This window comes from Pseudooceanicola onchidii (genome assembly GCF_004959925.1).
Classification (GTDB): Bacteria; Pseudomonadota; Alphaproteobacteria; order Rhodobacterales; family Rhodobacteraceae; genus Pseudooceanicola; species Pseudooceanicola onchidii.
Genome location: NZ_SPUW01000001.1, coordinates 329,748 through 355,609 on the forward strand (window position 1 = coordinate 329,748; position 25,862 = coordinate 355,609).

Annotated in this window: 27 protein-coding genes; 10 read left to right on the plus strand and 17 right to left on the minus strand. The window is 65.6% G+C overall.

Features of this window, described 5'->3' with window-relative positions; translation table 11 throughout:
- Positions 1 to 10: 10 nt before the first annotated feature.
- Positions 11 to 1,252 (plus strand): hypothetical protein, encoded by a 1,242-nt coding sequence (locus E4S58_RS01565; protein WP_136634567.1) that lies wholly within the window; start codon positions 11 to 13, stop codon positions 1,250 to 1,252.
- 57 nt (positions 1,253 to 1,309) lie between these two features.
- Here the strand turns inward: E4S58_RS01565 and E4S58_RS01570 are convergent, their stop codons facing one another.
- Entirely contained in the window at positions 1,310 to 2,542 is a 1,233-nt protein-coding gene (locus tag E4S58_RS01570) for a ferredoxin reductase family protein (protein ID WP_136634568.1), read from the minus strand.
- Positions 2,543 to 2,693: 151 nt separating this feature from the next.
- Between E4S58_RS01570 and E4S58_RS01575 the strand changes: the two genes are divergently transcribed.
- A complete protein-coding gene (locus tag E4S58_RS01575) occupies positions 2,694 to 3,155 on the plus strand; it encodes an SRPBCC domain-containing protein (protein WP_169052574.1) in 462 nt (153 codons plus the stop codon).
- Between the two features lie 4 nt (positions 3,156 to 3,159).
- Here E4S58_RS01575 and E4S58_RS01580 read toward each other — a convergent pair whose 3' ends face one another.
- A complete protein-coding gene (locus tag E4S58_RS01580) occupies positions 3,160 to 3,837 on the minus strand; it encodes an isochorismatase family protein (RefSeq protein ID WP_136634570.1) in 678 nt (225 codons plus the stop codon).
- Between the two features lie 544 nt (positions 3,838 to 4,381).
- Here E4S58_RS01580 and E4S58_RS01585 point away from each other — a divergent pair.
- The 7 genes from E4S58_RS01585 to urtE all read left to right on the plus strand — a co-directional run bounded on the left by E4S58_RS01585 (position 4,382) and on the right by urtE (position 11,299).
- A complete protein-coding gene (locus E4S58_RS01585) occupies positions 4,382 to 4,660 on the plus strand; it encodes a hypothetical protein (protein ID WP_136634571.1) in 279 nt (92 codons plus the stop codon).
- Between the two features lie 412 nt (positions 4,661 to 5,072).
- Entirely contained in the window at positions 5,073 to 6,356 is a 1,284-nt protein-coding gene (urtA, locus tag E4S58_RS01590) for an urea ABC transporter substrate-binding protein (RefSeq protein ID WP_420821267.1), read from the plus strand.
- Positions 6,357 to 6,461: 105 nt separating this feature from the next.
- Positions 6,462 to 8,420, plus strand: a complete 1,959-nt coding sequence (urtB, locus tag E4S58_RS01595) for an urea ABC transporter permease subunit UrtB (protein WP_136634572.1) — start codon at positions 6,462 to 6,464, stop codon at positions 8,418 to 8,420.
- Between the two features lie 3 nt (positions 8,421 to 8,423).
- Entirely contained in the window at positions 8,424 to 8,639 is a 216-nt protein-coding gene (locus E4S58_RS01600) for a hypothetical protein (RefSeq protein WP_136634573.1), read from the plus strand.
- A complete protein-coding gene (gene urtC / locus E4S58_RS01605; protein WP_136634574.1) occupies positions 8,636 to 9,865 on the plus strand; it encodes an urea ABC transporter permease subunit UrtC in 1,230 nt (409 codons plus the stop codon). Before E4S58_RS01600 ends, urtC begins: the two co-directional genes overlap by 4 nt.
- Positions 9,862 to 10,602: an urea ABC transporter ATP-binding protein UrtD gene (gene urtD / locus E4S58_RS01610; RefSeq protein WP_136634575.1), complete on the plus strand. Its 741-nt coding sequence runs from the start codon at positions 9,862 to 9,864 to the stop codon at positions 10,600 to 10,602. Before urtC ends, urtD begins: the two co-directional genes overlap by 4 nt.
- Before the next feature lies 1 nt (position 10,603).
- The gene (gene urtE, locus E4S58_RS01615) at positions 10,604 to 11,299 is read left to right on the plus strand and encodes an urea ABC transporter ATP-binding subunit UrtE (protein ID WP_136634576.1); all 696 of its coding nucleotides are present in this window, start codon (positions 10,604 to 10,606) and stop codon (positions 11,297 to 11,299) included.
- A 3-nt stretch (positions 11,300 to 11,302) separates the two neighbouring features.
- On the opposite strand, the gene E4S58_RS18075 is transcribed toward urtE, so the two are convergent.
- From E4S58_RS18075 to E4S58_RS01660, 10 genes are all read right to left on the minus strand, one after another.
- A complete protein-coding gene (locus E4S58_RS18075) occupies positions 11,303 to 11,425 on the minus strand; it encodes a hypothetical protein (RefSeq protein WP_276605897.1) in 123 nt (40 codons plus the stop codon).
- Positions 11,426 to 11,514: 89 nt separating this feature from the next.
- Complete coding sequence (gene dtd / locus E4S58_RS01620; RefSeq protein WP_136634577.1) at positions 11,515 to 11,952, minus strand: D-aminoacyl-tRNA deacylase; 438 nt, start codon at positions 11,950 to 11,952, stop codon at positions 11,515 to 11,517.
- Positions 11,952 to 12,623: a nitroreductase gene (locus E4S58_RS01625; protein ID WP_136634578.1), complete on the minus strand. Its 672-nt coding sequence runs from the start codon at positions 12,621 to 12,623 to the stop codon at positions 11,952 to 11,954. Before E4S58_RS01625 ends, dtd begins: the two co-directional genes overlap by 1 nt.
- 1 nt (position 12,624) lies before the next feature.
- Positions 12,625 to 13,713 carry a TFIIB-type zinc finger domain-containing protein gene (locus tag E4S58_RS01630; protein WP_136634579.1) on the minus strand — a complete coding sequence of 363 codons (1,089 nt, stop codon included), beginning with the start codon at positions 13,711 to 13,713 and terminating at the stop codon, positions 12,625 to 12,627.
- Between the two features lie 86 nt (positions 13,714 to 13,799).
- Entirely contained in the window at positions 13,800 to 14,183 is a 384-nt protein-coding gene (locus E4S58_RS01635; protein ID WP_136634580.1) for a nuclear transport factor 2 family protein, read from the minus strand.
- Positions 14,180 to 15,328 carry an SPFH domain-containing protein gene (locus E4S58_RS01640; RefSeq protein ID WP_136634581.1) on the minus strand — a complete coding sequence of 383 codons (1,149 nt, stop codon included), beginning with the start codon at positions 15,326 to 15,328 and terminating at the stop codon, positions 14,180 to 14,182. The genes E4S58_RS01635 and E4S58_RS01640 overlap by 4 nt, the downstream gene beginning before the upstream one ends.
- Positions 15,329 to 15,343: 15 nt before the next feature.
- The gene (locus E4S58_RS01645; protein WP_240789430.1) at positions 15,344 to 16,294 is read right to left on the minus strand and encodes a DUF2927 domain-containing protein; all 951 of its coding nucleotides are present in this window, start codon (positions 16,292 to 16,294) and stop codon (positions 15,344 to 15,346) included.
- Positions 16,295 to 16,313: 19 nt separating this feature from the next.
- Entirely contained in the window at positions 16,314 to 17,513 is a 1,200-nt protein-coding gene (locus E4S58_RS01650; RefSeq protein WP_136634582.1) for a toxic anion resistance protein, read from the minus strand.
- Between the two features lie 12 nt (positions 17,514 to 17,525).
- Positions 17,526 to 18,410 carry a 5-bromo-4-chloroindolyl phosphate hydrolysis family protein gene (locus E4S58_RS01655; protein ID WP_136634583.1) on the minus strand — a complete coding sequence of 295 codons (885 nt, stop codon included), beginning with the start codon at positions 18,408 to 18,410 and terminating at the stop codon, positions 17,526 to 17,528.
- A 167-nt stretch (positions 18,411 to 18,577) separates the two neighbouring features.
- Positions 18,578 to 19,642 carry a pseudouridine synthase gene (locus E4S58_RS01660; RefSeq protein WP_136634584.1) on the minus strand — a complete coding sequence of 355 codons (1,065 nt, stop codon included), beginning with the start codon at positions 19,640 to 19,642 and terminating at the stop codon, positions 18,578 to 18,580.
- Between the two features lie 61 nt (positions 19,643 to 19,703).
- Between E4S58_RS01660 and E4S58_RS01665 the strand changes: the two genes are divergently transcribed.
- Positions 19,704 to 20,189, plus strand: coding sequence for a nucleoside deaminase (locus E4S58_RS01665; protein WP_136634585.1), 486 nt, complete (start codon positions 19,704 to 19,706; stop codon positions 20,187 to 20,189).
- Positions 20,190 to 20,280: 91 nt separating this feature from the next.
- On the opposite strand, the gene E4S58_RS01670 is transcribed toward E4S58_RS01665, so the two are convergent.
- The 5 genes from E4S58_RS01670 to E4S58_RS01690 all read right to left on the minus strand — a co-directional run bounded on the left by E4S58_RS01670 (position 20,281) and on the right by E4S58_RS01690 (position 25,829).
- A complete protein-coding gene (locus E4S58_RS01670; protein ID WP_136634586.1) occupies positions 20,281 to 21,777 on the minus strand; it encodes a phosphomannomutase/phosphoglucomutase in 1,497 nt (498 codons plus the stop codon).
- A gap of 143 nt (positions 21,778 to 21,920) precedes the next feature.
- Positions 21,921 to 23,663 carry a KpsE/RkpR family capsule polysaccharide export protein gene (locus E4S58_RS01675; protein ID WP_136634587.1) on the minus strand — a complete coding sequence of 581 codons (1,743 nt, stop codon included), beginning with the start codon at positions 23,661 to 23,663 and terminating at the stop codon, positions 21,921 to 21,923.
- Positions 23,641 to 24,300 carry an ABC transporter ATP-binding protein gene (locus E4S58_RS01680; protein WP_136634588.1) on the minus strand — a complete coding sequence of 220 codons (660 nt, stop codon included), beginning with the start codon at positions 24,298 to 24,300 and terminating at the stop codon, positions 23,641 to 23,643. The genes E4S58_RS01675 and E4S58_RS01680 overlap by 23 nt, the downstream gene beginning before the upstream one ends.
- Positions 24,301 to 24,448: 148 nt before the next feature.
- Positions 24,449 to 25,492 (minus strand): permease, encoded by a 1,044-nt coding sequence (locus E4S58_RS01685; protein ID WP_136634589.1) that lies wholly within the window; start codon positions 25,490 to 25,492, stop codon positions 24,449 to 24,451.
- Complete coding sequence (locus tag E4S58_RS01690; protein ID WP_136634590.1) at positions 25,485 to 25,829, minus strand: ArsR/SmtB family transcription factor; 345 nt, start codon at positions 25,827 to 25,829, stop codon at positions 25,485 to 25,487. Before E4S58_RS01690 ends, E4S58_RS01685 begins: the two co-directional genes overlap by 8 nt.
- Positions 25,830 to 25,862: the final 33 nt, after the last annotated feature.

Genomic DNA, 25,862 nt, shown 5'->3' on the forward strand with positions numbered 1-25,862 from the left:
GGAGCGCAGAATGTCGCCCATGACCCGCACCGCCTTTGCGGCGCTGATGCTGAGCGTGACGGCCTGGCCCGTCGCTGCGCAATCCTCGGCCAGCCTGTTCCAGAAACAGCCCGCCGCCCCGGGCGCGGCCGGATCGGCGGCGGCAAGCCTGTTTCCGCAGGCCGACCTGGAGGCCGCGGCCGACATCTCGGTCGGGATCGAGGCGCCGCAGCCGGACCCGCTGCCGGTGCCGCAGGTGGCGGAGACTACGACCACGGTCACCGCGCCCGAGGTGGTAACCGAAACCGAGGCGGCCGAAGTCAGTCCCGCCGAGGCATCGACGGCCACTCCGGTCGATCCGCAGCCCACGCTGGCCCCCGCCTCTCCGACCCTGATCGCGCTGACGCAGGGCATCCGCCCCCGCCTGCGCCCGGCCGAGATCGACACGCAGGTCGTCGCGGCCTCGGCTGTCTGTCTTGCACCATCTGCGGTGCGCGACCGGGATCTTGCGCGCAATGCCGGCGCCTTCGACGTCGATCCGAACCTCTGCATCACCGAGGAACGATTTACCGAACACGGCAGGCCCTGGCACATGGTGGTGATCGAAAACCGCCGCAGCCCGCGCGGTCCGGTCTGGGCGATCCTGCACGACAACGAGGACAGCGCCTTTGACGCGGCGCTGTATTCCGTGTCGCGCTACGGCGGCAAGATGATCGCCCTTGAGACCGGGGAAAGCCGGTCGTTCCAGAAACAGGATCCCAACCGAAACTTCGGCGCCACCCGGGGCATCACCGCCCCCTGCCGCAACATGGTGAACCAGCCGGCGCCGGGCTTTACCAAGGCCATTCAGAAACACTTCAACCGCCGCTATCCCGTGCTGACGATGCATTCGAACGACAACGGCCATGCCGGGGCAGGGGGCGCGGGCCATATCTCGGCCCGCCGGTCCAGCGCGACGATGACGGGCCTGATGTCGCCCAATCCGCAGGGCAGCCTGTCGGACGAGGACAATGCCGTGCTCACGGCGGGCACCGTCCCCTTCGATCAGAACCGCGACGCGCAGAAGCTGGCCAAATACCTGGGCGCGCAGGGGATCAACATGATCTACGAACACGTGCGCACCAACACCAACGACTGTTCGTTTTCCTTCCACGTGAAGCTGAATAAGCTGGGCGACTACTATAACATCGAGGTCGAACACGGCCGGGTGGAGGATCAGAAACAGATCCTCGACGCGCTGATGGCCTATCTCAACGTCAAGCCCCGCCGCTGAGGATCCGCCTTGCGGCGGAGGCCTTCGGCGAGAGTATTTTCGGCAAGATGAAGCGGATCAGAATTCGAAGTATTCGAACCGCAGCTTCCGGCCGAACTGTTTCTTCAGGATGTCGCGCAGCACCGGCGGGCCGCAGAACAGCACGGCCTGGTGCCCCGCATCAGCAGACAGCCCCGGCCAGCGTCCCTTGTCGTCGGACGGATGCAGCGTGAACGAGAAGTTGTCGACCCGGTCGGCGGCGGCGCGGAATTCGTCGAGGCCCACGGCCTCGGTTTCGTTGCGGACCAGGTAGACCATCTCGACCTCGCCCTTCAGATCGTCAGGCAGGCTGCGCACGAAGGACAGGAAGGGCGTGATGCCGATGCCCGCCGCGATCCAGGCCTGCTTGCCGCCCCGGTCGGGATAGCGGAAGTCGCCATAGGGCCCTTCGACCACCAGCGTGTCGCCCTCGGCCAGGTCGTCGTGCAGGCGCCGGGTGTAATCGCCCAGCCCCTTGATGTTGAACTGCACCACGCCGTCGGGATCTTCCCCGCCCGAGATGGTGAAGGGGTGCGCCTCTCGCAGTCCGGTCTTCTTGGCGTGGATGAAGGCGAACTGGCCGGCGCGGTGGCGGATGCCGTGGGTCTTGGGGTGGGCCCGGATGCCGGTGACGCCGCCCGAGCGCGTGACGCTTTCGACCACGTAGGCCTTGGTGCGCCGCATCCGCAGCACCCACCCCACGAGGTAGAGGATCAGGCACAGCGCGCCGATCACCCCGATGATTTCCGCCATCTGCTGATAGACCACCGGCATCTTGCGATTCTGCATCAGGTGGAAGAAGGCCAGCCACCAGGCCGCCAGAAGGCCGTAGTGCGACCACTTCCACCACTGGTAGGGCAGGCGCCATCCGCGAAAGGTCTTGCGCCGCGCCCAGGACAGCAGGCCCAGCACCATCAGGATCTTGAAGCCGATCTCTCCGCTTTCGATGGCCGCCTTGCACAGGTCGTCGCAGGAAGCCAGGAACTGCGGAAAGGACGGCGGGTTCAGCCAGTGCACCGCAGCCGCGGCCAGGGCGAGGTAGCCGAACTGGCGGTGCTGCAGGAACATCTTGTCCATGCCGCCGAAAAGCCGTTCGATCGCGGGCAGGCGCGCGCCAAGAAGCAGGTTCAGCGACATCGACGAAAAGGCCACCATGCCGGCGTAGATCGCGGCGACGGTTGGCAGATCCTCGCGCGGGTTCGACACCAGAAGCACCGCGAACAACACGACCATAAGGCCGACCTGCGGCAACCAGCGCAATACGACGCCCATTGTATTCTCCGTTCCTTGCCAGAGGCTTCGACAGCCCCGTCACCCCGTGGCGTCAGCCTATGCGCGCAATCCCGCCGTGGCAATGCGCGGTGGCGGGAACCGGGGCGGGGTTGCGGCGTTGATCGGCAGACCTGGGAGAAAGCCACCGATCATGAACACCGTCAGACCCGTCGCCGTTGCCCGTGTGAGCCTGCCGATCCGACGTCCCCGCCGCGAGGTCTTCCTTGCGCTGACCGACCCCGAGATGCTGTGCCGGTTCTGGCCACGTTCTGCCGGGGCCCAGGTTCTGGAAACCGGGCTGACGACACAGTGGTATCTTGGTGAGGTGCCGGTCACCGTGACCTGCGTCCAGATCGTCGAGGATCAGCTGATCCGGCTGACCCTGTCGACCGGCGCGCGCATCATGCTGACGCTGGACCGGTTCGATGATGGCGGCACCGTCGTGCACTACTGCGAATGCGGCTTCGGCGCGGAAGGCGACACCGCCAGCCAGGAGGTGTCGCGCGTGACCAGTGCCGCCGCCCTGATGCTGTCGGACCTCAAGGCGCTGCTGGAGCGTGGCGCCGAGACCCGCGCCCGCGCGGACAGTCAGTGCCTGCCAAGCGCCGCCTGAGCGATCAGAGCGCGCGCCAGACCCGGGCGATATCCCCGCCGGTGTAGCGCAGCGGGGCAGAGCCCTGCAGGCGCCACACCTGCCGCTCTGCGCCCGTCATGAGGGCGAGGGCCATGTCGGTATCGCAGACCGCCCCGCCGTAAAGCCGGTTGGCCAGGTTGATCACCCCGCTTTGCGACATCGCCACAGTCCCCGACCCGACCGCATCCTTGACCAGCAGCACACGGATACCGCGGGCGATGGCATCACGGACGGTGGCCGCCACGCAGGCTTCGGTCCAGACGCCGCAGATCACCAGCCATTCGATCCCCGCGACGGTCGGGGCGAAGTCGGGGTCGGAAAAGCAGCTGAGGTCGTTTTTCCAGATCACCGGCTCACCGGGAATCGGCGCGACCTCGGGGCAGAAGGCCGTGGCGGGGTCGTTCAGGTCCGAGAAGGCGGCGCTGCCATCTGCGGACAGCGGTTCGAACGGTCGGGGCGGGACGCGGGCAAAGTCGCGCCGGAACCCGGCGTGGACGACACGCAGCCCCGCAGCGCGCGCCTGGCCCAGAAGCCTGCCGACCCTGCCCAGCACCTCGGCGTAGCCCTCGACCAGATAGCGCGGATCGGTGCGGTGTTCCTCTTGCAGGTCGATTGGCAGCAACGCGGTCCGCGACAGCGGCAGGGTCAGGGGAACTTGCATGCGACGGGGTGTCCTGAAATCGGGTGTGCCGTGCTTTTAGCGCCGCCGATCGGGGGATGAGGTGCCCGTACCGGCGCGGAACAGGCAGAATGCGGCAAAATCGTGGCGCGCCCGCCCGATCGGCCAATCCGCGCCGACCTGAACGCCGTCAGCCAAATCGCCAACACCCGGCCGAGGCAGGAAAATCCTTGATTTGACCGACCCGCCGCGCCGGATGAGGCCCCAGGATCGGTTAGGTTTCCATTAAGAAAAAGGGGTTTCGCGGCCCGAATCGGAAAATCTGCATCGAAAATACGTTTTTCAATTAAACGGCCGGTACACGTCCAAAGGGGACTTATCCTAAGGAATAGTCACAGCCGTTTGGCGGCAACAGTCACCGCCGCGATGTCGGAATTGTTCCGAATCCCGCACCGGTTCGCGATAAGGGCCGTTTCGCGCCCAAGTCTTGCCCAGATTCGTCGTCATCTAGGTTTGGCCAAAGTCAAAACGACGGGTGTGTACAGGAACCGGATGTAGTCTCCGGCAAGACAAGAAGGGTGACACTATGGAAAAGCTCGACCAACTGTCGACCATGATTGCCGATGAGATCATGTCGGCTCCGGAACAATCGCGTGCCGACATGGCGCTTCAGATCGCGTCGAGTTTCGTGGAGCTGAGCGGGTACGAGATGGCCCGCAGCGGGACGGTCAAATCCTCCACCCGGCTTTTCCTTCTGGCCAACGAGATCGAACGCCTGCGCCGCGCCGAACGCGATGCCGCCATCAGCGACAATACGGTCGTGCCCTTCGTGCCGCGCGCCAGCACGCAGTGGGCAACCGCCTGACCGAGTCAGCCCCGGTACAGTCAGAACACCGCCCCAAGTCGGGGCGGTTTTTATTTTCTCGCCTCTAAAGTGTGCTGTCCGCGGGCGTTTGGGGTGCGATTGCAGATGAAATGCGCCCATAAATTGGGCGATTACGGGCGGCGCGGCGCAATAATGCCCGGAAATTAATCATTCAGCTCCGGCGGCCATCCCGATGTACCTGAAAAAATTCCGTCGGGTCATCAAACTGGATTTGCTGTCCCCAGCCCGATGAGGGGCGCGAAGGGAGCGCGCGACGGACCACCATTCGCCAGTCCGGTATCCGCCGCACGCAAGCAACATTGCTGTCGCTGACAGGCATGTAGGAGGGGAGGGGAGACTTTGCAATCCACACCCGACGCCTGTCGCGACTGACACCAAAGGGGACTATGTCATGTCGCAATTTCTGAAAACCATGCTGGGCGCTGCCGCCGGATCGCTGATCCTCGGCTCTGCGGCCTTGGCGCAGGACGACACCATCAAGGTCGGCGTGCTGCATTCGCTGTCAGGTACGATGGCGATTTCCGAGACCACGTTGAAAGATACCGTTCTGATGCTCATTGAAGAGCAGAACAAGAAGGGCGGCGTGAACGGCAAGATGCTGGAAGCGGTCGTTGTCGACCCTGCCTCCGACTGGCCGCTGTTCGCCGAAAAGGCGCGCGAGCTGCTGACCGTGTCGGACGTCGACGTGATCTTCGGCTGCTGGACCTCGGTGTCCCGCAAGTCGGTTCTGCCGGTCATCGAAGAACTGAACGGCCTGCTTTTCTACCCCGTCCAGTACGAAGGTGAAGAATCGTCCAAGAACGTCTTCTACACCGGCGCCGCGCCGAACCAGCAGGCGATCCCGGCCACCGACTACTACCTTGAAGAACTGGGCGTCGAGAAGTTCGCCCTGCTCGGCACCGACTACGTCTATCCGCGTACGACCAACAACATTCTTGAGAGCTACCTCAAGGACAAGGGCATCGCGGCGGAAGACATCTTCGTCAACTACACGCCCTTCGGTCATTCCGACTGGTCCAAGATCGTGTCGGATGTCGTGGCGCTTGGCGCGGATGGCAAGAAGGTCGGTGTGATCTCGACCATCAACGGTGACGCGAACATCGGTTTCTACAAGGAACTGGCCGCACAGGGCATTTCCGCCGAAGACATCCCCGTGGTTGCCTTCTCCGTGGGTGAGGAAGAACTCTCGGGGCTCGACACCTCGAACCTCGTCGGTCACCTCGCCGCCTGGAACTACTTCCAGTCCGCAGAATCCGAGGCCAACGACGAATTCATCGCCGCCTGGAAAGCCTTCGCTGGCGAAGAGCGTGTGACCAACGACCCGATGGAAGCCACCTACATCGGCTTCAACATGTGGGTGAACGCCGTCGAAGCGGCAGGCACCACCGACGTCGACCCTGTCCGCGAAGCCATGTGGGGCCAGGAATTCCCGAACCTGACCGGCGGCACCGCCGTGATGGGCACCAACCACCACCTGTCCAAGCCGGTCCTGATCGGTGAGATCCTGGAAGACGGCCAGTTCGACATCATCTCGGCCACCGATCCGGTTCCGGGCGACGCATGGACCGACTTCCTGCCGGAATCCGCGGTTCTGAAGTCCGATTGGAAAGAGTTGGAGTGCGGCATGTACAACACCGACACCTCCACCTGCGTCCAGATCGAATCCAACTACTGATCCGATCAGGGGGCGGCCCCGCGCCGCCCCCGTGACGACCCTGTGACGACCGGGCCGGGCCGTTCGCGGCCCCGCCCCTCCCGTCCTCCAAGTCCGGACCGTTCCATGATCTTTCGCCTTCTCGCGGCCCTGGCCCTGACCCTGATGATGGGCACGTCCGGCACCGCCCAGGATGCCGACGCGCCGATCCAGCAGCTGCTGCAGGAGCATGGCGAGATCATCCGCAAATCCTCTCGCCGCACGATCCAGCCCGCCATCGACGCGATCCGCGACAGTGGCCTGGCCCAGGCGCCGCTGGTGCTTGAGGAATGGGGCAACCGCGACATGTGGGTGGACGAGGCGACGGGCCTGTTTGTCTATGCCCGCAAGGCCGGGTCCAAGACCCTGAAGATCTTCGATTTCGCGACCGGAGAAGAGATTGGCGAAGCGCCCAGTGACGGCTACGACCAGCTCAAGCCGAACTCGGGCATTCGCGGGCTGATCGGCTCTGCTCTGGTGAAGTTCCAGCTGTCCGATCCCGACCCGCAGGCGCGGCTCGCCGCGCTGACGGCGCTGGAACGCAACGGCAACGAAAGCCACCTGCCGGTGTTGCGCGACAGCATCGCTGACGAACCCGACGCCACCATCAAGGCCCGCAAGCAGCGGATCGAGCGTCTGTTGACCATCGCCTACGGCAACGACGCCGCCGAACGGATTTCCGCGATCGAGGCCTTCAGCGGCGACCTTGGCGTCGATGCCCGGGCCGCGCTGAATCCGTTGGTCGCCACCACGCGCCGTGCCGCGCCCACGCTGCCCGAGGATCAGAACATCGCCCGCACGCTGCGCGTCGGCCGCGACCTGACCGAAGAGGAGGCCTATGACCTGCTTGTCTCCTCCGACCTTGCCCCGGCGCGGCTGACCAACGACGCGCAGCGGCAGGCCCTGCAGGCCAACATCGACGGCGATACGGTCGGCGGCGTGCCGGTGGCGAGCCTCTTCGAGCCCGCGCTGCGCGACAAGGCCTACGCCGCCCTGGTCGAGGCCGGTCTGGCCGAACCCGCCGCGACCGAGGCCCAGGTACAGGAGGCGATCGCCGCCCATACCTTCTATGAAACCTACTCGGAACCGGACGCCGAGGTCACGGCCGCCGCCGAAGACGCGCTGATCGCGATCGAGCTGAAGGTCGGCCTGAACCAGGCCTTCGACCTCTCGCTGGATGCGCTGTCGCTCGCCTCGATCTACTTCCTCGCCGCGATCGGCCTGGCCATCACCTTCGGCGTGATGGGCGTCATCAACATGGCGCACGGCGAATTCATCATGATGGGCGCCTACACCGGCTACGTGATCCAGCAGGTGATCCCGAATTATACCGTGTCGATCCTGGTCGCGATCCCGGTGGCCTTTGCCGTGACCTTTGCCGCAGGCGTGGCGATGGAGCGGCTTGTGATCCGTTGGCTCTATTCCCGCCCGCTGGAAACCCTTCTGGCCACCTTCGGCATCTCGATCGCGCTGCAGCAGATCGCCAAGAACGTCTTCGGCACGCAGGCGCGGCCGCTGACCTCGCCCGCCTGGCTGGACGGCCAGTGGCAGATCAACGACATCGTCGCGATCTCGAACATCCGGATCGCCATCTTCGTGCTGGCGCTGATCTTCCTGGGCTTCTTCCTGTTCCTGATGAAGAAGACCCGGCTTGGGCTGGAAACCCGCGCGGTAACTCAGAACCCGCGCATGGCGGCCTCGATGGGGATCAACCCCGACCGGGTGAACATGCTGACCTTCGGGCTCGGTTCGGGCATCGCGGGCATCGCGGGCGTGGCCATCGGCCTTTACGCCAAGGTGACCTCCGAACTTGGTGCCGACTACATCGTGCAAAGCTTCATGACCGTCGTGGTCGGCGGCGTCGGCAATATCTGGGGCACGCTTCTGGGCGCCACCATGATCGGCTTCCTGCAGAAGGGGATCGAATGGCTGAACCCGTCGAACACGCTGGCGGCCCAGACCTACATGATCGTCTTCATCATCATCTTCATCCAGTTCCGCCCCCGGGGCATCATCGCCCTCAAGGGCCGCGCGGCCGGAGACTGACCCATGATCACCACACCGCTTCCCGCCAATTCCAACACCCCGCCCGCGTCCGACGGCACGCCCGTCTGGCCGATGTTCCACCGCCTCCGGCGGGAGTATTTGGAGCAAGATGAAGCAGGCGCCCTGGCCGCCTCCGGTCGCAAATATCTCGGGGGAGGCGCGGAACGCGCCGGGGGCAGCGCCCCCGCACCCATCCGCAGCGAGGCGCGCCACCCATGAGCCGGTCCTTCCTCCTCCGCAATCCGTCGGTGCTGATCTTCCTCGCGGCCCTGGCGATCTTCACCCTGTCCGTGACGCTTTTGTCCGAGGCCTTCGGGTCCGACGTGATCTCGACCTCCTTCGTCAAGACGCTTGGCAAGACGCTGTGCCTGTGCCTCGTGGCGCTGGCGATGGACCTGGTCTGGGGCTACTGCGGGATCCTGTCGCTTGGGCATTTCGCCTTCTTCGGGCTGGGCGGCTACATGATCGGCATGTGGCTGATGTATGCGCGCACCGAGCTGATCGTCGCCGACAGCCTTGCCAATGCCGCCATCCCGCCGACGGACCAGGAGGTCGTCGATGCCATCGGGACCCAGATCTTCGGCGTCGTCGGGTCGTCCGATTTCCCGCCGATCTGGGCCTTTGCGCATTCCCTGCCGCTGCAGCTGCTCATGGTGCTGCTGGTCCCCGGCCTGCTGGCGCTGGTCTTCGGCTGGCTGGCCTTCCGGTCCCGCGTCACCGGCGTCTACCTGTCGATCCTGACGCAGGCGATGACGCTGGCCCTGTCGCTTTACCTTTTCCAGAACGAGTCCGGCTTGCGCGGCAACAACGGGCTGTCGGGTCTGCAGAACCTGCCGGGCGTCACGGCAAGCCAGGCGGTCGTGTCGATCTGGTTTCTCTGGGCCTCGGCCTTCGCGCTCGGGGTCGGCTATGTCGTCTCGGCCTGGGTCGTGTCGGGCAAGTTCGGGTCGGTCATCCGCGGCATCCGCGATGACGAGGCGCGGGTGCGGTTCCTGGGCTATTCGGTCGAGGGCTACAAGCTCTTCATCTTCACCTTCACTGCGATCATCGCCGCCATCGCAGGCGCGCTTTATTATCCGCAGGCCGGCATCATCAACCCCGGAGAGGTCGCGCCGATCGCGTCGATCTACCTGGCGGTCTGGGTCGCCATCGGGGGCAGGGGGCGCCTCTACGGCGCCGTCATCGGGGCGGCGTTCGTATCGCTGGTGTCGACCTGGTTCACCGGCGGGCAGGTGCCGTCGGTGCCGCTTGGGTTCTACACCATCGACTGGGTCGACTGGTGGCTGGTGCTGCTGGGCCTGTCGTTCGTGCTGGTCACGCTGCTGGCGCCCAAGGGGATCGGTGGGCTTTTTGATCTGATCTCGGGGCGGCTGGCCCCGAACCGCCACGGCGCGGACTACGGCCCCGACAAGGGCAGCCTGCAGGAAGAGGAGGGCCGGGGATGAGCAACCTTCTGGAAGTCTCCGGCGTCTCTGTCACCTTTGACGGCTACCGCGCGATCCGCAATCTCAGTTTCCAGATCGGCAGCGCCGAACTGCGCGCCATCATCGGGCCGAACGGGGCGGGCAAGACGACGTTCATGGACATCGTCACCGGCAAGACGCGCCCGGATGAGGGACGCGTGACCTGGGGCGAGCGGTCGATCAACCTGCTCAAGATGAACGAGGCAAGGATCGCACAGGAAGGGATCGGGCGGAAGTTTCAACGTCCCACGGTCTTCGAAGACCAGACCGTGTTCGCCAACCTGCTGATGGCAGTCCGGAACCCGCGCGGGTCGTTTGCCTGCCTGTTCTACCGGCCGACCGCGAAAGACCGCACCCGGGTCGAGGAGCTGGCCTCGGAAATCGGGCTGTCCGACGCGCTCAGCCGCAAGTCCGGGGAACTGAGTCACGGCCAGAAGCAATGGCTGGAAATCGGGATGTTGCTGGCGCAGGAACCGCGCCTTCTGCTGGTCGATGAACCCGCCGCCGGCATGACGCTGGCCGAACGCGAACACACCACCGACCTTCTGAAAGAGGCCGCCAAGACCCGCGCCGTTGTCGTCGTCGAACATGACATGGAGTTCGTCCGGCGTCTCGATTGCAAGGTTACGGTGCTGCACGAAGGGTCGGTGCTTGCCGAGGGATCGCTGGACCACGTGACCGCGAACCCGCAGGTCATCGAAGTTTATCTGGGGCGCTGACATGCTGGAAACCAAGGGCCTGACACTTCACTACGGGCAAAGCCAGATCCTGCATGGCATCGACCTGAGCGCCGAGACAGGCAAGGTCACCTGCATCATGGGCACGAACGGGGTGGGAAAGACATCGCTTCTGAAGGCGATCTCGGGCACCCATCCGCGATCGGGCGGCACGATGATGCTGGACGGCGAAGACCTGGGCCGTCTGCCCGCACACAGCCTTGCGCACAAGGGCATCGGCTATGTTCCACAGGGGCGGATGATCTTTCCGTTGCTGACGGTCGAAGAAAACATGCAGACGGCCTATGCCTGCCTGCCGCGATCGGAACATCATATCCCTGACGAAATCTTCGAGCTGTTCCCGATCCTGAAGGATTTCCTGCATCGGCGCGGCGGGGACCTGTCGGGCGGCCAGCAGCAACAGCTGGCCATCGCCCGCGCCATGATCACCAAGCCGAAGCTTTTGCTGCTGGACGAACCGACCGAGGGCATTCAGCCCAATATCATCCAGCAGATCGGCCGCGTGATCGAATACCTGCGCGACAAGGGCGACATGGCGATCATCCTCGTCGAACAGTATTTCGAATTCGCCTACGGCCTGGCCGACACCTTCTACGTCATGCGACGCGGAGAGGTCACGACCTCGGGCACCAAGGCCGAGCTGACCAAGGATCAGCTGATGGCCGAGGTGTCGGTCTGAGGGTCAGCCGATCCCGATGAAGCTGAGAATGGCGAGGACGATGACGACAAGTCCGACGATGTAGATGATGCGGTTCATAGGGGTCTCCTGACTTTGTGATGTCAGGACAACGGTCGACGAGGGCATTCGGTTTCACGCGGTCGTTAACCGGCCGTCCTCGGGTCCCCTATCCCGGGGCGTCCGCAGGACGCGGGCAGCGCCCCGATCGCGTCGGATCAGACCTCCATCCAGATCGTCACCGGGCCGTCATTCACCAGCGACACCTTCATGTCCGCGCCGAAGCGGCCGGTTTCGACCGGCACGCCGAGCCCCTGCAGGGCCTGTGCGAAATGGGTATAGAGCCGGTCTCCATCTTCGGGCGCGGCGGCCGTGGAGAACCCCGGGCGGTTGCCCGACCGCGTGTCGGCCGACAGGGTGAACTGCGACACGACCAAGGCCGATCCGCCGATATCCAGGACGGATCTGTTCATCTTGCCCAGGTCGTCCTGAAAGATCCGGCATTTCGAGACCTTGGCGGCCAGTTGCTCCGCGCTGGCCTCTGTATCCCCGCGCATGGCGCAGACCAGGATCATCAGGCCGGGGCCGCATTGGCCGATCAGCTCTCCGTCGACGCGCACCTGCGCCTCCGACACCCGTTGCAGCAGCGCGCGCATCAGCCCCGGATCTCCATGATCTCGGGTAGGTCTGCACGGTCGGTCCGGAAGGCGTTCGCCGGGTGGGACGAGTCTTCGTAGCCGAATGTGATCGCGCAAAGGATCAGCCGATCTTCGGGGATGCCCAGCACCTCGCGCACGACATCCGAATGGAAGGCCACAGCGGCCTGTGGCACCGTCGCCAGCCCCAGGGCCTGCGCCGCCAGGCAGAAGGCCATCAGGAAACCGCCGCTGTCCAGTGCGCCGTAGGCACCAAGTTCCCGCCCCGAGGTCAGGATCGCCGTATGCGGCGCGCCGAAGAGGTTGAAGTTCTCCAACGCCTGTTTCGCGGATCCCACCCGGTCGCCCTTTTCGACGCCCACGGCGTCATACAGCTGCCAGCCGCAGGTGCGGCGACGGTCGCGGTGTGCGCCGGTGTAGGCTTCGGGCCCCGGCACATCGGGGGCCTCGGCGCGGGTGCCGGCGGCCGCCATCAGGGCCTCGCGCAGGCGGTCGGTTTCCTCGCCCCGGGTCACGATCACCTGCCAGGGCTGGGCATTGCACCACGACGGCGCGCGCCCGGCCGCCGTGACGACCTGGCCGATCAGATCCGCGGGCACCTCCTGGTCCAGAAAACCCCGGCACGAATGGCGCGCCATCAGCAGGCCCATCAAGGTGTCGTAATCGCTCATCTCATCCCCCGTTCTGCGCATAGAAATATCCGACCACCCCGGCCAGGATGACGCCGGCCACCACCGCCAGCGCGATCTTCCAGGGCGAATAGGGGCGTTCGCCCTGCACCCGCCCGGTGCGGCCGTTGACGACGAACCGATAGGTCTTGCCCCGGAACTTGTAGGCGGCCATCCAGACGGGCAGCAGGATATGCTTGAAGGTCACGTCCTTCACGTCCGTCTGGATCCCGTGAACCCGCTGACGGTCACCGCCGATGTCGAACCGCACGTCGCGGTCGATGGTGCGGTCCATGATCGCGCGCGCCTCGCCATAGCCGTCCTGCAGTTCGACCTGGTAGCCCTCGGCGCGGAACCCGGCGAGGTATTCGGGCGCATAGGGCTTCAGTTCGGACAGATCCCAGGGCTCAAGCGCGTCGGTGTATTTCTTCGGCAGCGACCGCGAGGCCAGCACAAGCACATCGTCGAAGAACCGCGCCACCCGGCCCGACACCGGGGTCCAGCGGATCTTCTGGACCTGCACCTGCGTCGGCTTGCCATCGCGCATCACCGTTTCGGTGACGTAGTAGACCGTGCCACGCTCGCCGCGGTAGGCGGACTTGGTGTCGGCATCGAAGGTCCAGTAGGGGACATAGATCCCGTCCATCTTGCGGCCCTTGCGGGCGTAGTCCTGCAGACCGTTCGGCGCGAACCACAGCCGCCCCAGCCAGGTGACCATCGCATCGCGGGCCTGTACCTCGGTCAGTGCGAAGGGCAGCACGCCGCGCGGCTTGATATGGCGGTGCGTGCCGGTGTCGGTGACCACGGGCGTCGCGCAGAAGGGGCAGTCGCGGGCGTGGGTGTCGGCGTCAAATTCGACCTGCGCGCCGCAGTTGGGGCATTGGGAGACGCGCGTTTCCTCGATCTCGGCCTGTGGCAGGCGCGCTTCGATCGCGGCGCGGAAGTCCAGTTCGGGGATGCTGCCCGCCCACGGCCCCTCTTGTGCCAACGGTTCGGAATGGCCGCAGTGATCGCAGATCAGCTTGCCCTCGGCGGGGGCAAATCGGTAATCGGCACCGCATTGCGGGCAGGGAAAACGGTGGTCGTCGGTCATGGCTTATCGATCCTGCCGGGGTGTCGCGGGCGAGGCTAATGCGCCGCCCCGCAAAGGGAAACCGCATTTGCGGGCCTGCAGGGGCGTCAGCGCCGTTTCACCTGGTGTTCGAAGCTGACCAGCTGCGCGATCTCGCGACAGGCGGCGGTGGTATAGCGGATGACATGGCAGAACAGCCGCTCGTCCTCCTGCCGGGCGGCGCGGCCCGACACGGAGCCGCTGCGGCCGTGGGTGACGACCTGGTCGACCTCGATCCGGGTGGGCGGACGGGTTCGGCGCAGAGCACCCAGGATCGCGGCCCGCCCACTGACCGCGCCGCCCGGGCGTTCCCAGACCGCGTTTTCCGCCAGCAGATCCGGGTCGATCGCGCCCGCGCCCATCAGGGCCAGCGCAACATCCTGCGCGCGGGCGTTCTTGGGGGAATTGCCACAATCGGGTGCCAGCGACAGCTCCGGCTCCGGGTCGCTCATGCCCCCGGAAGCGGCGGCGGCGGGGGCGGCGGCATGACGGTGAAAAGCTGTGCAAGCTCCATCACGTCCTCAGCCCGTTTCCAGCCGTCCTGACCGGCGGTCCAGACCAGCGTATCGCGCGTCAGCTCGCCCTCGGTCACCATGCGTCCCAGCCGCGCCTTGGAAAACGGCCCCTTGGTCACGCCGCCCTCGGCGATGTGCCAGACATGTTCGACGGGCGGCGGTGGCGGGGCAGGGGCCGCAGCAGGGGCCGGCGCTGCCTGAGGCCGCGCGCCCCAGGGGCCTTGTGCCATCTGACCGCCCAGCTGGTTGGCCATCGCCATGCCCATCCCCATGCCAAGCCCCGCGCCCATGCCGCCATCCCCGCCGGGGTTCGATGCGGCCTTGGTCATCGCCTCGGCGGCGGAAAACTGGGTGTAGCGCCCCAGATCGCCGACGATCCCCATGGAGGTGCGCTTGTCCAGAACCTCTTCCACCGCGGGCGGAAGCGAGATGTTCTCGATGTAAAGCTCCGGCAGCTCCATCCCGTAGTCGGCGATGGTCGAGGAGATTTCCTTGGCGACCAGCTTGCCCAGGTCCGAGGTGTTCGCGGCCATGTCGAGCACCGGGATCCCGGACCCCGCCACCACGCGGCTGAATTCCTGCACGATGATATTGCGCACCTGGAAGCTGATCTCGTCCATGGTGAATTCGCCGTCCGTGCCGACGATTTCCGTCAGGAAGCGGCCCGGGTCGGTGACGCGGATCGAATAGGTCCCGAAGGCCCGAAGCCGGACCGGCCCGAATTCGGGATCGCGCGCCATGATCGGGTTCTTGGTGCCCCACTTGAGGTCCGTGAAGCGGGTGGTCGAGACAAAGTAGACCTCGGACTTGAAGGGCGACTTGAAGCCGTGATCCCAGTGCTGCAGCGAGGTCATGATCGGCATGTTGTTCGTCTCGAGCATGTAGAGCCCGGGGGTGAACACATCCGCCAGCTGCCCCTCGTGCACGAAGACGGCCGCCTGTCCTTCGCGGACGGTCAGCTTGGCGCCGTACTTGATTTCATGCCCCTCGCGTTCGAACCGCCAGACAAGCGTGTCGCGGGTGTCATCCGTCCAGTGGATGACGTCGATGAACTGTCCGCTCAGGAAATCCAGAATACCCATGTCAAAATCCTTCTCTCAACTCTCGCCGCCGACCAGCTCTTCGGCCATGCGGCGCACGATCGGGCGCGCTTCGTCCGCGCTCATCCCGATACGCAGTCTCGGGTCATACAACATCCGCAGCAGCATTTCGTCATGCGTGGTCAGCAGCGCAAATTCGTCGTCGTCGTTGAAGATCGACGGGCGCGCGCGGGGGCTGTCGTTGGCCAGCCCCAGACCCTGCGCCATTTCCTCGTGATAGCAGCTGCGCCGCACCAGGTCGGGATGTTCGGCACGCACCAGCGCGATCGCGGTGCCGTAGCCTTCGGTCGTGTTGTCCTTGGAAAAGGCCACGACAAGGCAATGGATCGCCTTGGGCAGCCGTTCGAAGATGCCTAGCGCCGTCGGAGAGATGTCGGGCACGATCTGCCGCACGCGGGTGATCAGCTCGTCATGGTCGTCCTCGCCCATGACAAGGACGTGGAAATTGCCGCCCGGGCCGACCATGCTGATCGGATGGCGCGTCTGTTCGGCCAGCCGGGCGCTATAGCCACGGACGATCGCCCGGTCCTGCTGGCGCAGCTCCGCCGGGACCGAGGTGCCGAATTCAAGATCGATGCGCACCGGGTCGGGCCAGCGGCGCAGGCGGGCGCTTTCGTTGCGGGCCCCGCGCAACCCGCCGCCCCGCACGTATTCGTCGTAGAACACGATCTGTTCGAAATTCTCGGCCAGTTCGCGCGCGGTGAAGGGCGTATCGGGCCCGCCACCATCGGTGCGCAGAAGACCCTGCGCCAGAAGATCCGCCTGGAACCGGGCATAATACGTTGACAGCGCACGGCTGGCCGACGACGGCCCGGCCGGTTCGGCGGGCACGGTCATCGCGGCCGGGCGCACCTGGGGTTTCAGCGAAACCTCAGGTTCGGTCATCTGGCATCCCGCCAGCACCGCCGCCCCCAGGACCGCGGGCAGGGCCCGCTTCAATGCCGTCACGCCTCGTCCTCCTGCCGTCTCAGCCCTTCGGGACCGAGGTCGCCATGGTGTCGCCCCGACCATCCGCCCGGGCCTTGGCCGCCGCCAGCGTGTCACGCAGCTCGGCCTCCATCTTCTTGAGGTCCTCTTCCGCCGCCGCGCGCTTGGCCTTGCCTTCGTCGGCGATCTGCAGGCTTTCCTGGATCGTGCCGATCAGGTCGGCGTTGGCCTGCTTGACCGCTTCGATGTCAAAGACGCCCCGCTCCATTTCCGTGCGGATCATCTTGTTGCTGTCGCGCAGGTTCTTGGCGTTTGAGGTCAGCAGTTCGTTGGTCAGGTCGTTGGCATCGCGTACCGCCGCTGCCGCCTCGGCGGACCGCTGGATCGTGACCGCCTGTGCCAGCTGGGTTTCCCACAGCGGGACGGTGTTCACGAGGGTCGAGTTGATCTTGGTGACAAGGCTCTTGTCGTTTTCCTGCACCAACCGGATCGAGGGCAGCGACTGCATCGTGACCTGCCGCGTCAGCTTGAGGTCATGCACCCGGCGTTCCAGGTCGTCCCGCGCCGCGCGCACGTCCCGCAATTCCTGCGCCTTCATCACCTGCTCGCCCTCGGGCGAGGCATTGACCTCGGCCTCCTTCGCGGGGATCTCGACCTCGTCCATGCGTTTGAGCTTTTCTTCCCCGGCGGCGATGTAAAGCGCCAGCTCGTCGTAGAAGTTCAGCGTCTTTTCATACAGCATGTCCAAAGACTTGATGTCCTTGAGCAGCGTGTGCTCATGGCTCAGCAGGTCCTCGGTGATGCGGTCGATCTGGTCCTGCACCTCTTCGAACTTGGCGGTGAACTTTGCAAAAGGCGCGGCGCGGCCCAGCAGGCGTTCCCACAGCGTCCGCTCCCGCCGCACGTCCAGCTCGCTGACCGAAAAGCCGCGGATGGTCGACACGATGTTGCGCAGGCTGTCACCCGCCGGGCCCACGTCCTTGTTGCGCACGTCCTGCAGCATCGCCTGGCTGATCGTCTGAAGTTCGGCCTGCGCGCCCGATCCGAACCGCACAATCGACCCGGTGTCGGCCATGTCGAGCTCGGCGATACGCTTCTCGATCTCGGCCGAGGTTGGCGCGTCCGCTTCGGCCAGCGGCACCAGCGCATCGGCGGGGCGGGGTTCGGGCAGGACGACCGCCGTGACCTCTTCCACCTGTTTCAGCGTTTCCGCCGCTTTCGTGCGTATCGTCTCGGACATGTAATCTCTCCACTATTCCGGGCGAACGCCCTCACGCTGCAGCCTTTCGCGCAGCACTTCAATCTCAACGGTCATGTCTGAGGCATCGTCAGACAAGAGCCTGTCTGTGCGTGCCGCGAAATTCTGCTCAAGATCACTCAGCAGTGCCTCGTAATCGGCCCGTGCCTGCGGATCGCGGCTGCGGGCATAGTGATCGGCGAACTTGACGGTCGCGTCCCGCGCACCCTGCAGGTAGATGCCCAGATACTTCCGCGCCGCTGTCAGGTCGCGGGGGTCATTTTCGACGGTCCGGAACAGGTCACGCGCGACGGTGATGAACCGATCAACCCGCGTCTCAAGCTGCCGGTCCTGCGCGCGCCGGATGGCGTCCTGCATCGCGGCCAGATGCGCCTCGGCCCGGTCGACGGCCCGCGCCACGCGGTCGGTCTGGTGCTGGTCGACGCCCTCCATCCCCTTGTTGCGCAGGGGATCGATCCCGAAGGCCATGGAATGCAGCACCACGCCCAGCAGTCCGAAGATCACGCCCTCGATCACGCCATGCCCGGTCACACCCACGACGCCCAGGCCGACGCCGGTCAACAGCGAGGCCAGCATCTTGCGTGGCAGGGCAGGGCGGCGGGCGACCTTGCGCGCCTCGTAGGCCTCTTCGGCCTTGATCCCTTCGCGGGTCAGCCAGGCGGCCAGGATCAGGATGCCGAAACCGGCCAGGTAGGGCGCCATCAGCAGCGCGCCCGAGGTGAAGGCCTTCCAGATCAGTGGAAAGGGCGCGAGAAACAGCAGGTTGACCCGCCCCCCGGCGCGGGTGCGCCGCGCGCCCCGGAACTGCGGATCGCCCTTGGGGTCGGTCGCGCCGGATGCGCCCTTGGGGCTGAATTCGCCGCCGAAACGCTGTGCCATCAGCTGCCCGCCAGAAGGCTGGCGTAAAGCATCACGGCCACCAGCAGGAAAAAGGCCAGTTTCTGTAATCCGCTTCCGGTCATGCCACCCCCGTCACATTGGCCGTCACATTGGCGTCCCGGTACATATGGGGATGGAATACACCAATGCTATCCCCCTGCAAAGCCTCAGTCCTTTTTGGGACGTCTCCGGGTAAGCTTGGGGCGGCGGTCGTCGCCCCAGGGCGCATCGCCCTTGGGCTTGGCCGACTTGCCACGCGCCTGGTCGCCGGGCTTGCGACCCGGGGTGCCGACTGCGGCCCCACGGGCAGCGCCGCGGGCAGGCTTTTCGCCCGATTTCGGCTTGCCTCCCTTCGGCGCACCGGGGCCAGGACGGGGGCCAGCACCGGCGCCATTTCCGGGGCGCATACCGGGCTTGCCCGGCCCCTTGCCGCGCTGGCGGGTGGGGCGCGGCTTGGCGTCTTCGTCCTCGGCCTCAAGCCCCAGCTGGTCGCGCAGCACGCGCCGCCGGACCTCTTCGACGCCGCCGGGCGCCAGCGGGCCCAGCTGGAACGGCCCGTAGGAAATCCGGATCAGCCGGTTGACGCTCAGCCCGATGCTTTCCATGGCGCGGCGGACCTCGCGGTTCTTGCCTTCGCGCAGGCCGACGGTCAGCCAGGCGTTCGACCCCTGCTGCCGGTCCAGCGTGATCTGCATCGGCTGGAATTCCTCGCGGTTCAGCACGATGCCTTCCCGCAGCGGGGCAAAGGTCGCATCCGTCGGATTGCCCTTCACCCGCACACGGTAGCGCCGCAGCCAGCCGGTCGAGGGCAGTTCCAGCCGCCGCTTCAATCCGCCGTCGTTGGTCAGCAGCAAAAGCCCCTCGGAATTGAGGTCAAGCCGCCCGACCGACATCACGCGCGGCATGTCATCCGGCAATTCGTCAAAGATCGTCGGCCGCCCCTGTTCGTCCCTGGCCGTCGTCACCAGCCCCGTCGGCTTGTGATAAAGCCAGAGCCGCGCCGGTTCCGGCGCATCCAGCGGCCGCCCGTCCACCGCCACCTTGTCGCGCGCGGTGACGTTCAGCGCCGGGCTGTCGATGACCTTGCCGTTGACCGACACGCGGCCCTCGCCGATCATCTTTTCGGCCTCGCGTCGCGACGCGACACCGGCCCGCGACAGCACCTTGGCGATGCGGTCGCCCGGAGGCGTCTTTGGCTGGGTTTTCTTCGGATCTTGGTCAGGGGTGCTCATGTCCCCGGCTTATCCCGTTTCCCGCGCTTGCGGAAGCACGGATCGTGGGGCAGTCAGGGGCATGATGTTCACGTCGCACATGTCCGAAGCCCTGGCCGAGGCCCGCGCCGCCGCCGCCCGTGGCGAGGTGCCCGTGGGCGCCGTGCTGCTGGACCCGCAGGGCCGGGTGGTCGCCCGCGCGGGAAACCGCACGCGCGAGATGTCGGATCCGTCCGCCCATGCCGAGATGCTGGTGATCCGGCAGGCCTGCGCCGCGCTTGGATCCGAAAGGCTGCCAGGTCATACGCTTTACGTCACGCTCGAACCCTGCGCGATGTGCGCCGCCGCCATCGCCGCCGCCCGGATCGCCCGGGTCGTCTATGGCGCGTCGGATCCCAAATCCGGCGGCGTGGCCCATGGCGCGCGGGTCTTCAGCCATCCACAGGCGCACCACCGGCCCGAGGTTCTGGATGGCATCTGCGAAGCCGAGGCCGAGGCCCTGTTGAAAGACTTTTTCGCCAGGCGGCGCACCCCGGGGGCTCTGCCCCCGGACCCCCGGGATACATGAACCAGAGGAAGAGCCGGACCCGCCCCGGCTTCCTCTGGTCACATATCCTGGGGGGAGCCCGGAACGGGCGGGGGGCAAGGCCCCCCATCCGTCAGAAGGTCTGGTCGTAGTCGCCGACGGCCGGTTCGGTGCGGATCACGTCGTCGATTTCCTTGAAGATCGCGCGCAGTTCTTCTTCGGACTCGGAGCTTTCGCAGACCACCACCAGGTTCGGCGTGTTCGACGAGGCGCGGACCAGGCCCCAGGACCCGTTGTCGAGGATGACGCGCGCGCCGTTCACCGTCACGACCTCCTTGATGGCGCGGCCGGCGAAGGTGTCGCCCGCCTTGCCCTTGGCGACCAGTTTCTCCACCAGCCGGTCGAGGATTTCGTATTTCTCGGTATCGGCGGCATAGGGCGACATCGTCGGGGTCGACCAGGTCTTGGGGAGCGCTTTGCGCAGGTCCGACATCTTCATGTCCGGGTTGCGGTCCATCAGTTTGCAGATCTCGACCGCGACGCGCATGCCGTCGTCATAGCCGCGGCCAACGGGTTCGGCCATGAAGTAGTGGCCCGACTTCTCGAACCCCGCCAGCGCGCCAAGTTCATGCACCCGGCGCTTCATGTGGCTGTGGCCGGTCTTCCAGTAGTCGGCCTTGACGCCATTGGCGATCAGCTCGGGGTCCGAGGCAAAGAGGCCGGTGGATTTCACATCCGCCACGAAGGTCGAGTTGGGATAAATCTTGGACAGGTCGCGGGCCATGATCACGCCCACCTTGTCGGCAAAAATCTCTTCCCCCTCGTCGTCCACCACGCCGCAGCGGTCGCCGTCGCCGTCAAAGCCAAGCGCCATGTCGGCGCCCGACGCCTTCACGCTGTCGGACATGTCGTGCAGCATTTCCATCGCTTCGGGGTTCGGGTTGTAGTTCGGGAAGGTGTAGTCGAGCGTGTTGTGGCTATCCACGATCTCGACCCCGATCCGCTTGAAGACCTCGGGGGCAAAGGCCGCGGCGGTGCCGTTGCCTGTGGCGCAGACGACCTTGAGCTTGCGGGACATTTTGAAATCGCCCACGAGGTCGTCGATATAGGCGTCCCAGACACCGTCGACGAACTCATACGACCCGCCCTCGCGCGCCTCGCCCTTGTCGTTCAGGACGATGTCTTTCAGCTCGCCCATCTCGTCGGGTCCGTGCGTCAGGGGCATGTCAAATCCCATCTTCACGCCGGTCCAGCCGTTCGGGTTGTGCGATGCCGTGACCATGGCCACGGCGCAGCCGCCCAGGTGGAAGCTGCTGAAATAGGCCATGGGCGTGATGCAGGGGCCGATGTCCTTGACCTGAATGCCAGCCCGCATCAGGCCGAGGATCAGGGCGTTCTTGATGGTCAGCGAATAGTCGCGATAGTCGTTGCCGACCGCGATCACCGGCTTGATGCCCCGCTTGATCATCTGCGTGCCAAGGCCGAGGCCAAGCGCGGTCATGCCGGGCAGGTTGATCTCTTCGGGGTATTTCCAGCGCGCGTCGTATTCGCGAAAGCCCGTCGGCTTGATCATCGGGTCGCGCAGGAATTCCCAGGTGTTGGGGGTCACATCGGCAATGGGTTTGGTCACGTCAATCTCTCTGTCTGTGCGGGCGGGGCCCGGGTCTTCTGGTCTGCCATCTAATTGTAACGGCGGGTCCTGTGGTCGGAACCGCCCGGGCAGGTTTGGGTCGATCGGCACCCCGGCGCAGGGCCGGAGTGCCGGGACATGCGTCAGCTCGACACCTGTTCGCGCAGGATCGAGGCGGTGAGCGAAATCATCAGGTAGACCCCCGAGAGGATCAGGAAAGCGAGGATCGTGTTTTCGAACTTGCGCGGATAGCTTGGATCTTCGGCCGCCACCGGGTTGACCGAGGTCGTCAGGTACCGCACCTGCCGGTTCGCCTCGAGCTGTGTCTGCTTTTCATTCTGCAGCGCCGATTGCAGGAACAGGTCCGCCGTGGCCAGGTCCGCCTGCGCCATCTGGATGCGGGCGGCCTTTTCGGCCAGCGAGGTCTCGCCGCTCGTGGCGTCGGTCATTTTCGAGTTCAGCTCGTCCAGCAACGCCTGCAGCCGTCGGATATCGCCACGCGCGCCGTCGACGCGGCTTTGGTTCGGGCGGGCGTTGTCGAGAAGTGCCTGAAGCTGCAGCTCTTTTTCCTGCAGCTGGACCTCGTAGTTGTTGATCTGCGCGCGCAGCGAGGCGATGTAGCCCTCGGGGTCGACAAAGTTGTCTTCCTGCAGCTTGACCAGCGCCTCCTGTGCGGCGCGGCGGTCGTCCTTGGCGCGTTCCAGGCTTTCCAGCGCGGTGGCCATGCTGTCTTCGCGCTTGCGGCGCGACAGCTCGTCCACGCGGTCTTCGGCAAAGGAAATCAGGTGGCTGGCAAAGCCGGCGGCCACGGCGGGATCGGCGGCCGACACTTCCATCCGGATGACCCCTTCGGAGGGGTCGTAGCTGATCTTCACGTATTTCTTGTAGACCTTGTAGGCCTCTTCGTTGGTGGGGCTTTCGCCCAGCCGCTGGATCGGGTCGATCCAACCTTGGGTGAAATGCGCCTTGAAGCCCATGTCCTCGTCCAGCCGCACCATGGCGTCCTTGGACTGCAGGTAGCTTTGCACCGCGATGGCGTCCTGGTTGGTGGCGAACTGCGTGCCCTGCAACAGCCCGCCGATCCCGGTGCCGCCCGCGTTGTCGGCCTGCAGGATCAGGAATTCGGCCTTCGAGGCATACATGGGCGTGGCCACGGCGTAGAAATAATAGCCAGCCAGGATCGTCGGCGCGAGAACGAAGAAGGCCAGCCGGGTGAACAGCAAGGCCAGTCGGCGACGGCGCCGACGGGCGATATCGCGCTGGATATCCATGATCTCGCGGGCGCGGCGGTCGGCGGGGTTCACATCCGTCGACGGCAGCTGCGCTTTGTCCAGCGGCACGGTCTTGGGCAGGGTCTGTTGCGTGCGGGCGGGCAGCTTGGGGTCGGCCTGCGCGCTGCCGGCGCCCGGCACCACGAGTTCAAGCATGTTGGTCGGCTTGAACGGATCGATGCCACGCGCGCGCAGCTGGCGCACCGCGTCGTAATCCGAGGTGGGCGCAAGCCCGTGTTTCTGGGCGACGCGCCGCGCCATGCGCAGCTGGCGGCCGGTCAGCCCCTCCTGCTTGATCTTGTCGAGGTCGGTTTCAACCTTGCCTTCCTCGGCCGAGGATACCTCTCCGCTGCGGGCCTGCGCCTCGCCACGGGGGCTGACCTTGCCTTCCTTCAGCGCGGCAAGGGCGGCGGCCCGGCGGCGGGCGACATCGGCGGCCGAGGCGCGGTCGCTCTCGGCGCTCGGCGCGGCCTCGGTCGGCGCGGGCGGGGTGTCGTCCTCGGCGGCATCCTCGACGGCCTCGGCGTCCTCGATCCCGGTGTCGTCGGCGGGGGCCGGGGCCGTGGCGTCGGTACGCTTGATGCGGAACTTCCTAGCCTTGGGTTTCATAGTCATAGAGCTGCTTCGCTTCTTCCAAGGTATCGAACATGTGCAGCTGGCCGTTCATCAGCACTGCCGCCTCGCTCGCGAACTTCTGTAGCACGTCGGGCTGGTGCGACACGATCACAACCGTGGTCGTGCGCAGCCTTTCCTGCAGGATTTCCCCCGCCTTGCGGTTGAATTCGACATCGGTGGACGACGGCATGCCCTCGTCGATCAGGTACATGTCGAAATCCAGCGCCAGCATGAGCGAGAAGTGGAACCGCGCCCGCATCCCCGAGGAATAGGTGCCAAGCGGCTGGTCGAAATAATCGCCCAGCCCGCACAGCCAGCGGCAGTAGGCTTCGACGTAATCGGGATCGAGCCCGTAAATTCGGGCGATGTAGCGCGAGTTCTCCATCGCCGAATGGCGCGATACCGTGCCGCCCATGAAGCCAAGCGGGAACGAGATGCGGCAGCTGCGCCGGATGTCGCCCTCGTCGGGTTTTTCCAGCCCCGCCATCATGTTGATCAGCGTCGTCTTGCCGGTGCCATTGGGCGCGAGGATGCCAAGCGACCGGCCAAGGGTCACCCGGAAGGAGACCCGGTCAAGGATCACCTTGCGTTGTTTGCCCGTCCAATAGGACTTGCTGACGTTCTCGAATTCGAGCATCGGCTCGCTCCGGGGTCTGCTCTTCCGCACGCCTTATCGGATTTTGGTTAATGGCGTCTTCCCGACAATATGCCGGATTTCTTAACGCCATGCCAAGTCAACACGTCGAAATTGTGGCAAACCGATGCACAGGGGGCGCGCCGGGCCGTCAGACGACCCCGGCCACGGCCCCCCAGGCAAATCCGGCCAGCAGCGCGCCGACGACGGCCAGCCCGGCATAGGCCGCAAAAACCCGCGGCTTGACCAGCGCCCAGACCGCCACCGCCGCCGGAATGCAGGTCACGCCGCCCGCGATGACAAACGACATCGCCGCCCCCGGTGCCATGCCTTGGGCCAGCAGGCCATCGACCAGCTGAACGGCGGCATAGCCGTTAAGGTAGGCGGGCGCGCCGACGACGGCACCCATGATGACCGGCATCGGGCCCGTGCCACCCAGGATGCCCGCGATCCAGTCCGCAGGGACATAGGCCAGCATCAGCGACTCGATCAGGTAGGCCAGCACCAGCCATTTCAGCAGGAAAACCGCGTTTTCAAGCACGGCCGCCCGGAAGGTCTCGCGCCGTTCGGGCATGGTCCAGAAGCGCCACTCGGGCTTGCCTGCAAAGGGTTTCTTGACCCCGCAGCAGCCGCCGACCTGCGGTTTTTCCCGCAGCGGGTCGGCAAAGATGGGCGATCCCTTGGCCGCCATGGTGACGAACCCGCCGAACAGGCCAAGCGCCACCGCCGCCACCGCCTTGGCCACCGCGAAGTCGACGCCAAGCGCCCCGGCGGTGACGATGAACATCGCCGGATCCATCAGCGGCGACGCCAGCCAGAAGGCCATGACCGCCGAAATCGGCGTGCCCACGGCCAGCAGGGCGGCGATGAAGGGGATCACCTCGCACGAGCAGAAGGGCGACAGCCCGCCCAGCAGCGCCGCCATGACGACCATCTGCACCTCGTTGCCCTCAAAGGCCTTGGCGATGGTGGTCTCGGCCCCCGTCGCCTTGAGGTATCCGATCGCCAGAACGGCAAAGGCGATGATCGGCAGCGTGTTGCCAAGCGCCCGCGCCGCGAAGATCAGCGTTTCCGTGAACTGCCCCGTGTCGGCCAACAGCAGAACTGCAAGGATCATCCCGCTCGCCAGCCAGGCCTTGTCGATGCGCCCCCAGCCGGTCCCGGAGGCCGCGCCGTGCGAATGTGTGTCAGCCATGGTCATGTCCCTTTGTGGAGCAGGTCGCATCCGCGCAGCATTCCTTCAGCAGGAACCCGGCCAGCGCCTGCAGTTCTTCATAGGCAACGGCCGCGCAGATGATGCTGCGGCCCTGTTTTTCCTGTGTGACCAGGCCCGCTTGGGCGAGGATCTTCATGTGATGGGTCAGGGTCGACCCGGTGATCCCCGACCGTTCGCCCAATTGCCCGATGCTCAGCCCCTCGGGCCCCGCGCGCACCAGCGTGCCAAGGACGGTCAGGCGCTGTTCACTGCCAAGCGCGGCAAAGGTGGATGCGGCGCGTTCAAGCCGCAGGTCACTGTCAGGTGTCATTTTCATGATTCTAGAAATATCGAAGGGAATGAGGTTCGG

Bases quoted from the DNA above. Each gene is read 5' to 3' on its own strand.
- E4S58_RS01565 (WP_136634567.1), top strand. From the start codon at position 11: ATGTCGCCCATGACCCGCACCGCCTTTGCGGCGCTGATGCTGAGCGTG.
- E4S58_RS01570 (WP_136634568.1), bottom strand. From the start codon at position 2,542: ATGGGCGTCGTATTGCGCTGGTTGCCGCAGGTCGGCCTTATGGTCGTG.
- E4S58_RS01575 (WP_169052574.1), top strand. From the start codon at position 2,694: ATGAACACCGTCAGACCCGTCGCCGTTGCCCGTGTGAGCCTGCCGATC.
- E4S58_RS01580 (WP_136634570.1), bottom strand. From the start codon at position 3,837: ATGCAAGTTCCCCTGACCCTGCCGCTGTCGCGGACCGCGTTGCTGCCA.
- E4S58_RS01585 (WP_136634571.1), top strand. From the start codon at position 4,382: ATGGAAAAGCTCGACCAACTGTCGACCATGATTGCCGATGAGATCATG.
- urtA (WP_420821267.1), top strand. From the start codon at position 5,073: ATGTCGCAATTTCTGAAAACCATGCTGGGCGCTGCCGCCGGATCGCTG.
- urtB (WP_136634572.1), top strand. From the start codon at position 6,462: ATGATCTTTCGCCTTCTCGCGGCCCTGGCCCTGACCCTGATGATGGGC.
- E4S58_RS01600 (WP_136634573.1), top strand. From the start codon at position 8,424: ATGATCACCACACCGCTTCCCGCCAATTCCAACACCCCGCCCGCGTCC.
- urtC (WP_136634574.1), top strand. From the start codon at position 8,636: ATGAGCCGGTCCTTCCTCCTCCGCAATCCGTCGGTGCTGATCTTCCTC.
- urtD (WP_136634575.1), top strand. From the start codon at position 9,862: ATGAGCAACCTTCTGGAAGTCTCCGGCGTCTCTGTCACCTTTGACGGC.
- urtE (WP_136634576.1), top strand. From the start codon at position 10,604: ATGCTGGAAACCAAGGGCCTGACACTTCACTACGGGCAAAGCCAGATC.
- E4S58_RS18075 (WP_276605897.1), bottom strand. From the start codon at position 11,425: ATGCCCTCGTCGACCGTTGTCCTGACATCACAAAGTCAGGAGACCCCT.
- dtd (WP_136634577.1), bottom strand. From the start codon at position 11,952: ATGCGCGCGCTGCTGCAACGGGTGTCGGAGGCGCAGGTGCGCGTCGAC.
- E4S58_RS01625 (WP_136634578.1), bottom strand. From the start codon at position 12,623: ATGAGCGATTACGACACCTTGATGGGCCTGCTGATGGCGCGCCATTCG.
- E4S58_RS01630 (WP_136634579.1), bottom strand. From the start codon at position 13,713: ATGACCGACGACCACCGTTTTCCCTGCCCGCAATGCGGTGCCGATTAC.
- E4S58_RS01635 (WP_136634580.1), bottom strand. From the start codon at position 14,183: ATGAGCGACCCGGAGCCGGAGCTGTCGCTGGCACCCGATTGTGGCAAT.
- E4S58_RS01640 (WP_136634581.1), bottom strand. From the start codon at position 15,328: ATGGGTATTCTGGATTTCCTGAGCGGACAGTTCATCGACGTCATCCAC.
- E4S58_RS01650 (WP_136634582.1), bottom strand. From the start codon at position 17,513: ATGTCCGAGACGATACGCACGAAAGCGGCGGAAACGCTGAAACAGGTG.
- E4S58_RS01655 (WP_136634583.1), bottom strand. From the start codon at position 18,410: ATGGCACAGCGTTTCGGCGGCGAATTCAGCCCCAAGGGCGCATCCGGC.
- E4S58_RS01660 (WP_136634584.1), bottom strand. From the start codon at position 19,642: ATGAGCACCCCTGACCAAGATCCGAAGAAAACCCAGCCAAAGACGCCT.
- E4S58_RS01665 (WP_136634585.1), top strand. From the start codon at position 19,704: ATGATGTTCACGTCGCACATGTCCGAAGCCCTGGCCGAGGCCCGCGCC.
- E4S58_RS01675 (WP_136634587.1), bottom strand. From the start codon at position 23,663: ATGACTATGAAACCCAAGGCTAGGAAGTTCCGCATCAAGCGTACCGAC.
- E4S58_RS01680 (WP_136634588.1), bottom strand. From the start codon at position 24,300: ATGCTCGAATTCGAGAACGTCAGCAAGTCCTATTGGACGGGCAAACAA.
- E4S58_RS01685 (WP_136634589.1), bottom strand. From the start codon at position 25,492: ATGGCTGACACACATTCGCACGGCGCGGCCTCCGGGACCGGCTGGGGG.
- E4S58_RS01690 (WP_136634590.1), bottom strand. From the start codon at position 25,829: ATGAAAATGACACCTGACAGTGACCTGCGGCTTGAACGCGCCGCATCC.